Source organism: Streptomyces sp. NPDC055400 (assembly GCF_053644375.1).
Window position 1 is genome coordinate 361,501 of the sequence record NZ_JBSHLM010000002.1, and the last position, 13,806, is coordinate 375,306.

The 13,806-nt window shown below is 69.8% G+C and carries 9 protein-coding genes; 8 read left to right on the forward strand and 1 reads right to left on the reverse strand.

Going from position 1 to position 13,806, the window contains the following annotated elements; translation table 11 throughout:
* Nucleotides 1–177: 177 nt before the first annotated feature.
* A complete protein-coding gene (locus ACWIGU_RS06045; protein WP_454397890.1) occupies nt 178–642 on the reverse strand; it encodes a hypothetical protein in 465 nt (154 codons plus the stop codon).
* A gap of 315 nt (nt 643–957) precedes the next feature.
* On the opposite strand from ACWIGU_RS06045, the gene ACWIGU_RS06050 reads away from it, so the two are divergent.
* The 8 genes from ACWIGU_RS06050 (at nt 958) to ACWIGU_RS06085 (ending at nt 13,801) form a co-directional block, all read left to right on the forward strand.
* Nucleotides 958–3,561, forward strand: coding sequence for a PA14 domain-containing protein (locus ACWIGU_RS06050; RefSeq protein ID WP_454397892.1), 2,604 nt, complete (start codon nt 958–960; stop codon nt 3,559–3,561).
* A 141-nt stretch (nt 3,562–3,702) separates the two neighbouring features.
* Nucleotides 3,703–6,102 carry a beta-L-arabinofuranosidase domain-containing protein gene (locus tag ACWIGU_RS06055; protein ID WP_454397894.1) on the forward strand — a complete coding sequence of 800 codons (2,400 nt, stop codon included), beginning with the start codon at nt 3,703–3,705 and terminating at the stop codon, nt 6,100–6,102.
* Nucleotides 6,103–6,448: 346 nt separating this feature from the next.
* Complete coding sequence (locus ACWIGU_RS06060) at nt 6,449–7,459, forward strand: LacI family DNA-binding transcriptional regulator (RefSeq protein WP_454397896.1); 1,011 nt, start codon at nt 6,449–6,451, stop codon at nt 7,457–7,459.
* A 274-nt stretch (nt 7,460–7,733) separates the two neighbouring features.
* A complete protein-coding gene (locus tag ACWIGU_RS06065) occupies nt 7,734–8,849 on the forward strand; it encodes an aldose epimerase family protein (protein WP_454397898.1) in 1,116 nt (371 codons plus the stop codon).
* 191 nt (nt 8,850–9,040) lie between these two features.
* Nucleotides 9,041–10,138, forward strand: coding sequence for an ABC transporter substrate-binding protein (locus tag ACWIGU_RS06070; RefSeq protein WP_454397900.1), 1,098 nt, complete (start codon nt 9,041–9,043; stop codon nt 10,136–10,138).
* Nucleotides 10,139–10,249: 111 nt separating this feature from the next.
* Nucleotides 10,250–11,809, forward strand: coding sequence for a sugar ABC transporter ATP-binding protein (locus tag ACWIGU_RS06075; protein ID WP_454397902.1), 1,560 nt, complete (start codon nt 10,250–10,252; stop codon nt 11,807–11,809).
* Nucleotides 11,802–12,764 carry an ABC transporter permease gene (locus tag ACWIGU_RS06080; protein ID WP_454397904.1) on the forward strand — a complete coding sequence of 321 codons (963 nt, stop codon included), beginning with the start codon at nt 11,802–11,804 and terminating at the stop codon, nt 12,762–12,764. Before ACWIGU_RS06075 ends, ACWIGU_RS06080 begins: the two co-directional genes overlap by 8 nt.
* Complete coding sequence (locus ACWIGU_RS06085; RefSeq protein ID WP_454397906.1) at nt 12,761–13,801, forward strand: ABC transporter permease; 1,041 nt, start codon at nt 12,761–12,763, stop codon at nt 13,799–13,801. The genes ACWIGU_RS06080 and ACWIGU_RS06085 overlap by 4 nt, the downstream gene beginning before the upstream one ends.
* Nucleotides 13,802–13,806: the final 5 nt, after the last annotated feature.

Genomic DNA, 13,806 nt, shown 5'->3' on the forward strand with positions numbered 1-13,806 from the left:
TGTCCACCCATCCGTCGGCCCGTGCACCGAACGACCCCGGCGACCACGCCGGAAGCAGCCCAACACCATTGCAAACGAGCCGATATCGGCAAGCGCCCGGCACGGGAGCACGACCTCCACCCGATTCGGCTCACCCTAGGGCCTGCGGCATCCATTCGATTCGACACCGCCGCACGCTCACCCCCGTGCCGCCGGAACCCTACGCAGGAGTTCCCCGGCCGTGCACCCCTGATCCATGTCCAGAACCAGGCACAGATCGAAACCCCGGTAGTCCCGCTGAACGGCGACCTGGAGGTCGCACCACTGCGAGTCGGGGTCACCGGAGTCCACATTCACCACGAGAGAGTCCCCCTCGGCCACCGAGTCGGACGCGGTGGCGAACCCGGACGAGTCGGCCCGCGTGAAGAACTGCCACCTGGCGGCCTTCACCGTCGTCGGGCACGTGTAGTCGGGCACGGCATGATCGACCCCGCTCGCCGTCACGGTGTGATCGCCCGCCATGTGCACGCGGGCTCCGGCCGAGTTGGCCCAGTCCCCGACCAGATCGGCCTGCTGGATCACGGCCGCCCCACCACCCGCGTCGGCGCACGACGCACAGGCCAGGACCAGACATCCGAGCAGCACCGCCGTCCTCGACTTCACGCCCACCCACCGCCCCGACCTTGTCGACCGCACGCCCCAGCAGGCCACCGCGGGCAGCGTCCGCCCGTTCGAGCCGGGGTCAGCCTGACAGAAGTTTTGAACGTGTTCAACCGAGTCGGCGAAGCCGCACTCTCCTTCTCGTCAGCAAACTTTGCAGCCTGTCGGATCGCCCCCGCGGAGTTACCGGGGGGTCGTCTTGTCATGACCCTGGACAGCGCACCTGAGGGCGTGCTGTCATGCCAACTGCCCGCTCCTTCCAACGTTGTACAGACGCAAGTGACGAGCCGCCCCCTCTTCCTCAGTCAAGGAGGATTCGTGCGCACCAAACGACTCAGAGGCCGACTGGCCATGCTGCTGGCCGCGGGACTGGGCCTCGCGGCACTCACCGGGTCGCCGTCGGCGACGGCGGCCGACGACCCGGTCGAACCTCACGGCCTGAAGGGCGAGTACTACACCCAGTCCGCCCCCGGAGCCTTCGACTTCAACGAGCTCAAGGCCACCGGCTTCGACCCGAAGCTCGACTTCGACACCCTCGAGCCGCGGCTGCGGACCGCCACCGGCCAGGCCGACGACGCCAGTGTGCGCTGGACGGGCAAGGTCGTACCGGAGAAGACCGGCGCGACAACGTTTTCCATCATCGGCGACAACGGCTTCCGGCTCTGGGTCGACGGCAAGCTCGCCATCGACCACTGGGTCGACGACTGGGACAAGGAACAGACCTCCCAGCCCGTCGAGTTGACGGCCGGCAAGGCGTACGACATCAAGGTCGAGTACTTCGAGCACTTCGGCGGCTCGAACCTCCATCTGCGCTGGACCGAGCCCGGCGAGACCAAGGAAGCGATCCCCTCCTCCGCCTTCCGGCTGCCCGACGGCTGGGACTACGACGGGGCGATATCGACGACCGTCCTCAAGGACGGCCGGACTCTCAAGCTGGACTTCGCGCAGTCCCTCGCGGCCCCGCCGACCGGACTCGCGGATCACCTGAAGGCCGTGATCGGCGGCGCCCAGTGGCCGCTGTCCACGATCAAGGCCGACCCGGCCGACCCCCGCACCCTGCTCGTCGGGCTCAAGGAGCCGGTCGTGGGCAGGAAGGGCGGCGGCGCGTCAGGCCAGGCCGATGTCACGTACGACGGCAAGGGCGGGCTGACCAGCACCGGCGACAAGGCCGTCGGCCAGTTCTGGAGCAGTGGCCCGAACGACTCGGAGTACGAGCTGCGCACCAAGTGGGCCGACGAGGTGGGGCCGAAGAACGCCCACCCCGAGTACCCGCGCCCGCAGCTCACCCGGGACGCCTGGCAGAACCTCAACGGCGAGTGGCAGTTCGCCGCGGCGAAGTCCGGCGACAAGCCACCGGTCGGCAAGCAGCTCGGCGAGAAGATCCTCGTGCCCTACCCGGTCGAGTCGCAGCTCTCCGGCATCGAGCGCCATGAGGACCGCATGTGGTACCGCCGCACCTTCACGGTCCCCGCGGGCTGGAAGGTCGGTGACGGCAAGCGCCTCCAGCTGAACTTCGGCGCCGTCGACTGGCAGTCCGAGGTGTACGTCAACGGCACCAAGGTCGCCGACCACAAGGGCGGTTACGACAAGTTCAGCGCCGACATCACGGACGCGCTGAAGCCGGGGCGCACCCAGGAGCTGATCGTCGGCGTCTACGACCCGACGGACGCGCAGGGCGGCGAGAACCCGCCGGTCGGCAAGCAGCGCCTCGACCCGAGCGGCATCTGGTACACCCCCTCCTCCGGCATCTGGCAGACCGTATGGATGGAGCCGGTCGCGGCCGATCACGCCGCCGACCTCAAGATCACCCCGGACGTCACGGCGGGCAAGGCCACCGTCGAGGCCAAGGGCGTGCGGGACGGCGTGCCGGTCACGGCGACGGCGTACGACGGCAAGCGCAGGGTCGCCACGGCGAGCGGGGTCACCGGCGCGCCGCTGACCCTGAAGATCGACAAGGCGCATCTGTGGTCGCCCGACGACCCGTTCCTCTACAACCTCAAGGTGAACGTCGGCAAGGACAGCGTCGGCAGCTACTTCGGGATGCGCTCCATCTCCGTGGAGAAGGTGAACGGCACCCCGCGCACCCTCCTCAACGGCAAGCCCGCCTTCATGATGGCCACGCTCGACCAGGGCTTCTGGCCCGACGGGCTGCACACCGCGCCGACGGACGAGGCGCTGGCCTACGACCTGAAGATGCACAAGCAGATGGGCTTCAACTCGGTCCGCAAGCACATCAAGGTCGAGCCCGACCGCTGGTTCTACTGGGCGGACAAGCTCGGTCTGATGGTGTGGCAGGACATGCCGGCCATGAGCGCGGCGCCGGACACGGCCGCGCGCGCCGAGTACGAGCGCGAGATGAAGACGATGATCGACCAGCACAGCAGTCACCCCTCGGTGGTCATGTGGGTCACCTTCAACGAGGGCTGGGGCCAGTACGACGTGGGCCGCATCGCCGAGCAGGCCAAGGCCTGGGACCCGACGCGGCTGGTCAACAACATGTCGGGCCTCAACCTGGGGGCGGACGGCGGAACCGGCGACATCATGGACGAGCACGGCTACCCGAGCCCGGCCCTGCCGCCGCACCCCGACGGCAAGCGCGCCCTGGTCAGCGGCGAATACGGCGGCCTCGGCCTCGCGGTGCCCGGTCACGCCTGGGCGGTGCAGCAGTCGTACGTGGACGTCGACCCGGCGAAGTACACGGACGACTACCTCGCGCGCCTCGCCGAGGTGCACAAGCTGGCCTGCCAGGGCAGCAACGGCGCCGTGTACACGCAGATCTCGGACGTCGAGGGTGAGCTCAACGGCCTGGTGACGTACGACCGCAAGATCGTCAAGCCGGATGTGAAGCGGGTGAAGGCGGCGCAGGAAGCGCTGATCCGCGACGCCTCGCAGGCGACCGTGGCCGGCTGCTCCGGCAGCTGAGCGCGGTCGGTCCGACATGTGCCCGGTCCCCCTTTCGCGCCTCTCGGGGCGGAAGGGGGACCGGGGCGCGGCTCGCCCTTCTTGCGCGAGCGCGGCCCCTTCGTACCCCCTCCCCCGTACCCCCCGAACAGGAGCACCCGCATGCCTGTCAGCAGACGCGCTCTTCTCGGTGCCGGCGCCCTGGGCCTGGGCGCCGCGGCGCTCGGCGGCCCGTTCGCCCCGTCCGCGGCGGCGGCTTCACGGCCGTCGGCCGGCACGCTTGCCCCGGACGCGTTCCGGAAGCTGCCCTCCGGCAGTGTCACCGCCCGTGGCTGGCTCGCCGGACAGCTGAGGCTCCAGCTCGACGGGCTGTGCGGCCGATACGAGGACCTCTCCCACTTCCTGGACTTCGACAACACCGGCTGGGTGCACCCCGAGCGCGGGGCGTGGGAGGAACTGCCGTACTGGCTGCGCGGCTATGTGCCACTCGCGGTCGCCACCGGTGACGAGCATGCCCTGGCCCGTTCGCGCGAGTGGATCGACGCGATCCTCGCCACGCAGGAGAGCGACGGCTTCTTCGGCCCGCGCGCGCTGCGGACCGCACTCAACGGCGGTCCGGACTTCTGGCCGTTCCTGCCGCTCCTGATGGCGCTGCGGACCTACGAGGAGTACACGCGCGACCAGCGCGTCGTCCCGTTCGTCACGCGCTTCCTGCGCTTCATGAACGCCCAGGGGGACGGAGCATTCAACTCCAGCTGGGTTTCCTTCCGTTGGGGTGACGGGCTCGACATCGCGGTGTGGCTGTACCGCCGTACCGGGGAGAAGTTCCTCCTCGATCTGGCGGGCAAGATGCACACTCTCGGGGCGGACTGGACCGGCGATACGCCCTCGCGCCACAACGTGAACATCGCCCAGGGATTCCGTGAGCCGGCCCAGTACGCGCAGCTCACCGGCTCTGCCGAGCTGACCCGGGCCACCTACCGCGGTTACGACGCCGTGATGGGTGCGTACGGACAATTTCCCGGCGGCGGCATGGCGGGGGACGAGAACTACCGGCCCGGCTTCGGGGACCCCCGTCAGGGCTTCGAGACCTGCGGCATCGTCGAGTTCATGGCCAGCCATGAACTGCTCACGCGCATCACCGGTGACCCGGTGTGGGCGGACCGCTGCGAGGAACTCGCGTTCAACATGCTGCCCGCCGCACTCGACCCGCAGGGCAAGTCCCTGCACTACGTCACCAGCGCCAACAGCGTCGACCTGGACAACACCCCGAAGACACAAGGACAGTTCCAGAACGGCTTCGCCATGCAGTCCCTGCAGCCCGGCGTCGACCAGTACCGCTGCTGCCCGCACAACTACGGCATGGGCTGGCCCTACTTCAACGAGGAGCTGTGGCTCGCGACGCCCGGCGACGGCCTCGCCGCCGCCATGTACGCCCCCTGCACGGTCCGCACGCGGGTCGCCGGCGGCACCGAGGTGACCATCGTCGAGGAGACCGGCTACCCCTTCACCGAGGCGGTCGAGTTCAGGCTCTCCACCCCGAAGCCGGTGCGCTTCCCGCTCCAGCTCCGCATCCCGGGGTGGTGCCGCGGGCCCGAACTCCTCGTCAACGGCAAGCGTCTGGCGGCCGAGGACGGACCGGTCTGGGCCAAGGTGGAGCGCACCTGGCACGACGGTGACGTGGTGACGCTGCGCCTGCCTCAGCGCACTTCCGTACGCCACTGGCCCGGCAACCATGACGCCGTCAGCGTCGGCCACGGACCGCTCACCTACTCCTTGAGGATCGGCGAGCAGTACGAGCGCTACGCGGGCGACGACACGTTCCCGCACTACGCGGTGCACGCGACCTCGGCCTGGAACTACGGCCTGTCCCCCGCCCCCGGCCTCGTGTTCCGGCGCGACGACGGGCCGGTCGGGGAGAACCCGTTCACCCACGAAACGACGCCCGTGCACATCACCGCGCAGGCCCGTCGTATTGAGGAGTGGGTCGCGGACGACGAGCACGTCGTCGCACCCCTGCAGAGCGGACCGGCCCGCAGCGACGCACCCGTCGAGACCGTGACACTCGTCCCGATGGGCGCGGCCCGACTGCGGATCACGGCGTTTCCCCAGGCCTCGCCCGACGGCAGGGCGTGGACGCCGGAGCCCGCGTTCCGGCGGATCGCCAACAAGCACAGCGGGAAGGTCCTGGCTGTCGACGGCATGTCGACCGAGAACAGTGCCCGCGTCGTTCAGTTCGCCAACTCCGGTACGGGTGACCACGCGTGGCAGCTCGTCGACAAGGGCGACGGCTGGCATCTGATCCGTAACGGCCAGAGCGGCAAGGTCCTCGGGGTCGACGGGATGTCGACGGCGAACAGCGCACACGTCGTCCAGTACGAGGACAACGGCACCGCCGACCATCTGTGGGCGCTCGTCGACAGCGGGGACGGGTGGTACCGGATCCGCAACAAGAACAGCGGCAAGGTCCTTGGCGTGGACGGGATGTCTACCGCGGACAGCGCGCAGGTCGTCCAGTTCGACGACAACGGGACGGACGACCATCTGTGGCGGCTGCTCTGAGGTCGTGACCGATCGTGGCGCGCCGGGCGGATCCCGGCGGGCCACGGCGTCGGTGTGCGTATGCCGGCCTGCCACGGCGTCGGTGTGCGTATGCCGGCCTGCCACGGCGTCGGTGTGCGGATCCCGTCCCGCCACGGCGTCGGTGTGCGGGGGTCCGCTTCCTCGACGGTCGAGCAGCTGGTCCGGCAGCCGGTGCCGGTATGTCCGTCCGCCCTTGCCACCTTTCGCCGCGCGGACGTATAACGTTGCAAGCCCGGCTCCAGAGCCTTTGCGCCGGGGCCATGGCTCCGGCGCCGTGCGGGCACGCACCGGTCCCGGCGCCCGGCAGGTCACCGGAAGGAATGTTGTGCGGGTCAGCCTCAAGGACGTCGCCGCGCGTGCGGGCGTGTCGATCAAGACCGTCTCGAATGTGGTGAACAACTACCAGCACGTCACCCCCGCGATGCGCGAGCGGGTGCAGCAGGCCATCGACGAGCTCGGCTACCGGCCCAATCTCACCGCCCGCCACCTGCGTCAGGGCCGGACGGGCATCATCGCCCTCGCCCTGCCCGAGCTCGGCAACCCGTACTTCGCCGAGCTCGCGGCGGCGGTGATCGACGCCGCCGCCCTGCACGACTACATCGTGCTCCTGGACCACACGGGAGGCCGGCGCGAGCAAGAGGTCCTGGTCAGCCAGGGGTTCCGCGCACGCGTCATCGACGGCCTGATCCTGAGCCCCATCGAGCTGGAGGCGGAGGACCTTCGTGAGCGCACGGAGAACGTGCCTCTGGTCCTGCTCGGCGAGCGCCACTACGACCTGCCCTACGACCACATCGCGGTGGACAACGTCGCGGCGGCCCGCACGGCCGTCCGTCATCTGATCGACATGGGGCGCCGCGAGGTGGCGTTCATCGGCGCCCGCCGTGGCCACAGCCAACCCGCCCATCTGCGTGTTCAGGGGTGGCGCGAGGAACTCCTGTCGGCGGGCCTCTCCGTGGACGACGGGCTGATCGCGACGACCGAGGGGTGGGGGCACGCGGACGGTGCGGCGGCGATGACCCGGATCCTGGAGACCGGGCGCCGGCCCGACGCCGTGTTCGCGTACAACGACCCGATCGCCATCGGAGCGATGCGGGTGCTGTCGGAGCGCGGTCTGCGCGTGCCCGAGGACGTCGCCGTGGTGGGCTTCGACGACGTCGTGGAGGGGCACTTCGGGGCGGTCACGCTCACCTCCGTGTCGCCGGACAAGGAGGCCATCGCACGGATGGCGGTCGAGTCGGTCCTGGCCCGGCTCGGCGGCCAGGCGGACGAGCCCCGTCGCGTCTGGGCGGACTACCGGCTCATCGCGCGCGAGAGCACGCTGGGCCGGAACCCGTAGGCCGGGCGGCGGGACCGCGTGATCGTTCCCGCCGGCCAGCCCGTCAAGGACTTCCCGCCGAAATCCCCGACCCGTCGGCCACCGGACAACCGCTCGACCGCCGAACAGCCGGAAGACCCGAGCAGATAGCTGTACCGACCCCTTACAAGCTCGCCTTACAACGTTGTAATGTCCAGACGTCCGCAGCTGCCGGTCTCCGGCTCGGTCCGCGCCCCGTCGGTATCCCCTGCCCGGCGCCGGACAGTGCCCGGCCCTCACCCCCCGCGAGGAGCCCATGTCCTTCGCCACCCCCTTCCCGGCACCCTTCGGCGCCGCCTCCTCGGGCCTCCCGGTCGAGCGCTGGACTCTGCGCAGTGCGAGCGGAGTCGAGGCCGCCGTCCTGACGTACGGCGCCGTACTGCACTCCCTGCGCGTCCCGGGTCCGTCCGGGAGCAGGCCGCCCGCCGAGGTGGTCCTCAGCCTCCCGGACGTGAAGCACTACGTCACCCATGGCGCGTATCTCGGCGCTGTGGTGGGCCGGTACGCCAACCGCATCGCCGCGGGCACGTTCGCCCTGGACGGAACGCGGCACCACATCCCGCGCAACGACAGGGGCAACTCGCTGCACGGCGGGCCCGACGGGTTCGACCGCCGGGTGTGGCGTGCCGAGCCCTGCGAGCGGCCCGACGGCGCCGCGAGTGTGCGCCTGAGCCTGGACAGTCCGCACGGCGACCAGGGCTTTCCCGGTTCGCTCCAGGTGTCCGTCACCTACACCCTCGCGTCCGACGGATCCCTGACGCTCGACTATCACGCCGTCACCGACCGTCCCACGCCGCTCAATCTCACGAACCACGCCTACTTCAACCTCTCCGGGAACCCGGACCGAGGGGTGCTCGACCACCTTCTGACCGTGGACGCCGCCACGTATCTGCCCATCGACGAGACGGGCCTCCCGCTGCCTGGCGCACCCGCGCCGGTGGCCGGTTCTCCGTTCGACTTCACCCGGTCACGGCGGATCGGCGCGCGGATCACCGAGCCCGACGAGCAGTTGAGTCGCGCCGACGGATACGACCACTGCTGGATCCTCGACGACCGTGAACGACCCTCCGAAGATGGCCAGTTGGCTCTACGGCGTGCGGCCCGTCTCGAGGACCCCGGCAGCGGGCGCGTGCTGGAAGTGCACACCAGCGAGCCCGGGATCCAGGTGTACGCGGGGCAGCAACTCGACGGCGGTTTCAGCGACTTCCTGGGTCGCCGGCTGGGCGCCCACTCGGGTCTGTGCCTGGAGACGCAGCACTTCCCCGACTCCCCCAACCGGCCCGCGTATCCGAGCACCGTCCTGCGCCCGGACCAGGTCATGCGCAGCCGGACCGTGCTCAGCTTCCCGCACCTCACCGCGGTCGCCCGTTGACCGCGACCGGACGGCCCGCCGAATCACAGGGCGGTCACGTCCCGCACAAAGGGTTTACACCCTCCTTTCAACGATGTAAAAACTCCTGCGGGCGGACCAGTCGAGGCTCTCGCCTCGTCGAGCCGCACACGCGCCGCCCTCGCTGCTCCCTGCCAACCCTCCGTCGCCGCGTCACCCGGATCGGGGTCACCATGAAGCACTTCGCCCACCGCCGTCACCTCACCGCCCGCCCTGTGATCGTGGCCCTGGCCGCCGCCATGGCCCTCACCGCCTCCGGCTGCGCCAAGTCCGAGGACGACGCCTCGAACAAGTCCGGCTCCTCCGCGTCCGCCGCCGACGCGGGCCAGAAGGTCGTCACGCCGAAGCCCGGCAGCAAGGGCTGCACGATCGACGCGTACGGCGGGAAGAAGCTGGACCTCAAGAACGCCACGGTCGGCTTCTCGCAGTCCGAGAAGGAGGCCAACCCCTTCCGGATCGCCGAGACGGCCTCCATCAAGGCCGAGGCGGACAAGCGCGGTCTGAAGCTGCTCACCGCCAACGCCCAGTCCCAGTTCTCCAAGCAGATCAGCGATGTGCAGGACCTCCTCGCCAAGGGCGCCGACCTGCTGGTGATCGCTCCGCTCAATTCGGACGGCTGGGAGCCGGTGCTGAAGGCCGCCGCGGCCAAGAAGGTGCCGATCGTCACCATCGACCGCAAGATCAACGCCACGGCGTGCAAGGACTACGTCAGCTTCATCGCCTCGGACTTCGTCGACCAGGGCAAGCGCGCCGCCGACCAGATGATCGAGGCGACCGGCGGCAAGGGCGAGGTCGCGATCCTGCTCGGCGCCGCGGGCAACAACGTCACCACCGAGCGCACCAAAGGCTTCAAGGACCGCATCAAGGAGAAGGCCCCCGACCTCAAGGTGGTCTTCCAGCAGACCGGCGACTTCGCCCGTGAGAAGGGCCAGCAGGTCACCGAGCAGCTGATCCAGTCCAAGCCCGGTATCAAGGGGATCTACGCCGAGAACGACGAGATGGGTCTCGGCGCGGTCGCCGCGCTCAAGGGCGCCGGCAAGAAGGCCGGTGACGTCAAGATCGTGACGGTCGACGGGACGCGCAACGCGGTCCAGGGCATCGTCGACGGCTGGATCAGCGGTGTCATCGAGTCCAACCCGCGCTTCGGCCCGCTCGCCTTCCAGACCCTCGACACGTTCACCCAGGGCAAGGAAGTCCCCCAGGACGTCATCATCCAGGACGGGGCCTACGACGCGAAGAACGCCAAGTCCGAGATCGGCAAGGCATTCTGAGGCAGCTTCAGGCGGGCGGGGTGGGCAGGCCCGAGTGCCGGCCCACCCCGCCCCTGATTCAGCCTGATCCAAACGAAGGACCCTATCCCTCACCCCACCCTGGAGGCACAGGTGGCTCCCTCCGCCGAAGTCCTCACTGTCCACGGACTCAGCAAGTCGTTCCCCGGCGTCCAGGCCCTCGACGGTGTGGACCTCGCGCTGCACGCCGGTGAGGTCCACGCTCTGATCGGCGAGAACGGCGCCGGCAAGTCGACGCTCATCAAGGTGCTCACCGGTGTGTACCGGCCCGACGCGGGAGACATCACCTTCCAGGGCCGCCCGGTCTCCTTCGCCACACCGCTGGAGGCCCAGCACGCGGGCATCTCCACGATCTACCAAGAGGTCAACCTCATCCCGCTGCTGAGCGTGGCCCGCAACCTCTTCCTGGGGCGCGAGCCGCGCAACCGGTTCGGGCTGCTCGACTTCGGCCGTATGCACCGCGACGCCGCACTGACGCTGCGTGCGTACGGGGTGCGGGTGGACGTGCGGCAGCCCCTGCGCACGCTGGGCGTCGGCGCCCAGCAGATGGTGGCCCTGGCCCGGGCCGTCGCCACCGACGCACGCGTCGTCATCATGGACGAGCCGACCTCCTCCCTCGAACCACGGGAGGTGGAGACGCTGTTCGAGGTGATCCGCCGACTGCGCGCCGACGGGATCGCCGTCATCTACGTCAGCCACCGGCTCGACGAGCTGTACGCCGTGTGCGACACCGTGACGGTGCTGCGGGACGGCTGCCGCGTGCACACCGGACGGCTCGCGGATCTGGACCGGCTCGCGCTGGTGTCCACGATGCTGGGACGTGACATGGGTGAGGTCCGCAGCGAGGGCGTCACCAAGTTCACCGGCGACCACCATGCCGCGAGTTCCGAACCTGTGCTCAGCGCACGAGATCTGACGGTTCCTCACAAACTGCTCGGCGTCTCGCTCGACATCCGTCCCGGCGAGGTCGTCGGTCTGGGCGGGCTGCTCGGGTCGGGGCGCACGGAGACCGCCAAGGCGATCTCCGGGGCTCTGCCGCCGAAGGCGGGCAGCGTCACCGTGGCCGGTGTCCCGCTGCGCCCGGGATCCACGCCCGCCGCCATCCGCGCCGGAATCAGCCTGCTGCCCGAGGACCGCAAGAGCGAGGGCATCGTCCCCGGGCTGTCCGTCCGCGAGAACATCGCGCTGGCCGCGCTGCCGAGGCTCTCCCGCTTCGGTCTGGTCTCCGAGGCCCAGGTCGACAAGATCGTGGACACCTTCGTCAAGAGGCTCCGTATCAAGGCGTCCTCGCCGCACCAGAAGGTCGGTGAGCTGTCCGGAGGCAATCAGCAGAAGGTGCTCCTGGCCCGCTGGCTGGCGATGAACCCGAAAGTGCTGCTCCTGGACGAGCCCACGCGCGGCATCGACGTGGGCGCCAAGGCCGAGGTGCAGAAGCTGGTCGACGAACTGGCCGATGACGGCCTCGGTGTCCTGCTCATCTCCTCCGACCTGGAGGAACTCATCGAAGGATCCGACCGCGTGGTCGTGCTGAAGGACGGCGCGGTCGTCGGCGAACTGACCGGCGACGACGTCACGGAGGACAAGCTGATGCAGACCATCGCGGCGGGCAGCCCCGCCCCCGGCGCCGCCGGGGAGGTGACCCGCCATGGCTGAGGCCGCGATACGCCCGGCCGCCCTCGACCGCGCGCGCGTCCTGCAGTGGATGCAGACGTACGGCGTGTACGCGGGCGTGGCCGTCCTGCTCGTCGTCAACATCGCCGTGACGCCGCACTTCCTGTCCGTCGAGAACTTCCGGACGCAGGCCGTGCAGGTCGCGCCCGTGATCATCGTCGCGCTCGGCATGGCCCTGGCCATCGGCACCGAGGGCATCGACCTGTCCGTGGGCGGGGTCATGGCGCTCGCGGCCTCGGTCACGGCCCTCTATCTGGGGTACGGGCTGGTGCCGGCCCTGCTCACGGTGGCCGTGTTCGCGGCCGTGGTGGGCCTGGCCAACGGGGCGCTGATCGCGTGGGTCGGTGTGCAGCCGATCGTGGCCACCCTCGCCCTCATGGTCGGCGGCCGAGGCATCGCCCTGGTGCTGCTGCCGCAGCTCAAGGACCTGCACAACCCGGGGCTCGCGTCGCTCGGTTCGGGTGACGTGCTCGGCATCCCCTACCTCATCCTCATCGCCGCCGCGCTCGCTCTGCTGGTCGCCTTCGTCATCCGGCGCACCACCTTCGGGCGGCAGTTGCTCGCCATCGGCGACAACCGGGCGGCCGCGAAGCTCGCGGGGCTCCCGGTGCGCCGCGTCCTGATGCTCGTCTACGTGGCGTGCGCGCTGCTCGCCGCGGTCGCCGGTGTGCTCGCGACCGCGCGGCTGCAGGCCAGCGACCCCACGTCGCTGGGCAACCTGATGGAGCTGTCCGCGATCACCGCGGTGGTGGTCGGCGGCACCCCCCTGAGCGGCGGCAGGGTCAACATCGCCGGAACGGTGGCGGGCGCCGTCCTCATCCAGCTGCTCACCGCCACCCTCATCAAGCACGATCTGCCGCCTTCGTGGACGCAGATCGCCCAGGCCATCGTGATCGTGCTGGCGGTGTACGCGGCGCGCGGACGGGGGAAGCGATGACGGTGACCAGGACGGAAACGGACGAGGCCGTGGCCCGTACCGAGAAGGAGTTGCCCGACGCCGCCGAGCCCGTGGGCAGCAGCCGCTCCGAGCGGCTGAGCGCGCTGGTCCAGCAGCACGGCGCGCTCGCGGTGCTCGTGATCGTGTCGGCGGTGGCGTCGCTGAGCTTCGACTCGTTCGCCACCGGGGACAACGTGTCCAACATGGCGACGAGTTCGGCGTTCCTGGCGGTCGTCGCGCTCGGCATGACCTTCGTCATCATCACCGGCGGCATCGACCTGTCGGTCGGTTCGCTCTTCGCCCTCGGAGGTGTTCTGGCCGCGTGGGGTTCGCAGTACGGCACTTTGGTGGCGCTCCTGCTGCCGATCGTCGTCTGCGGTCTCATCGGTGTGGTCAACGGCCTGCTGATCGCCCGCTCGCGGCTCGCTCCCTTCATCGTCACGCTGGCCGCGATGCTGGGCGCGCGCGGGCTGATGCTGTCCCTGACCAACGAGGGCGCCGACACCTACCTCGTCAAGAAGGGGTCGTTCCTCGCCGGGCTCGGACAGGGATCGACCCTCGGCGTCGGCAACCCCGTGTGGATCACTCTGGTCCTGTTCGCGGCGGGCGCGGTGGTCCTGCGCCGCAGCCGCTTCGGCCAGCATGTGTACGCGGTCGGCGGCAACGAGGACGCGGCCGCCCTCATGGGTGCTCCCGCGGCCCGTACCAAGATCATCGTCTATACGCTGTCCGGCGTCCTCGCGGGCCTGGCCGGCGCGCTCAACGCCGCCTGGCTCGCCTCCGGCGTCACGATTCTGGGCAACGGCATGGAGCTGGAGGCCATTTCCGCGGTCGTCATCGGCGGCACCCTGCTGACCGGCGGTCTGGGGTACGTCAGCGGCTCTCTGGTGGGTGTGCTGCTCCTGAAGGTGATCCAGAACGTCATCAACCAGATCGGCTCCCTCGACTCCTCCTACCAGCAGGTCGTCAGCGGCGCGTTCCTCGCGGTCGTGGTCGTCGCGCAGACGTGGCTCGGCCGCAGGCGGCAGTTGTTGTAGGCGAC

Coding starts and splice junctions, on each gene's coding strand:
- ACWIGU_RS06055 (WP_454397894.1), top strand. CDS start 3,703: ATGCCTGTCAGCAGACGCGCTCTTCTCGGTGCCGGCGCCCTGGGCCTG.
- ACWIGU_RS06065 (WP_454397898.1), top strand. CDS start 7,734: ATGTCCTTCGCCACCCCCTTCCCGGCACCCTTCGGCGCCGCCTCCTCG.
- ACWIGU_RS06070 (WP_454397900.1), top strand. CDS start 9,041: ATGAAGCACTTCGCCCACCGCCGTCACCTCACCGCCCGCCCTGTGATC.
- ACWIGU_RS06080 (WP_454397904.1), top strand. CDS start 11,802: ATGGCTGAGGCCGCGATACGCCCGGCCGCCCTCGACCGCGCGCGCGTC.
- ACWIGU_RS06085 (WP_454397906.1), top strand. CDS start 12,761: ATGACGGTGACCAGGACGGAAACGGACGAGGCCGTGGCCCGTACCGAG.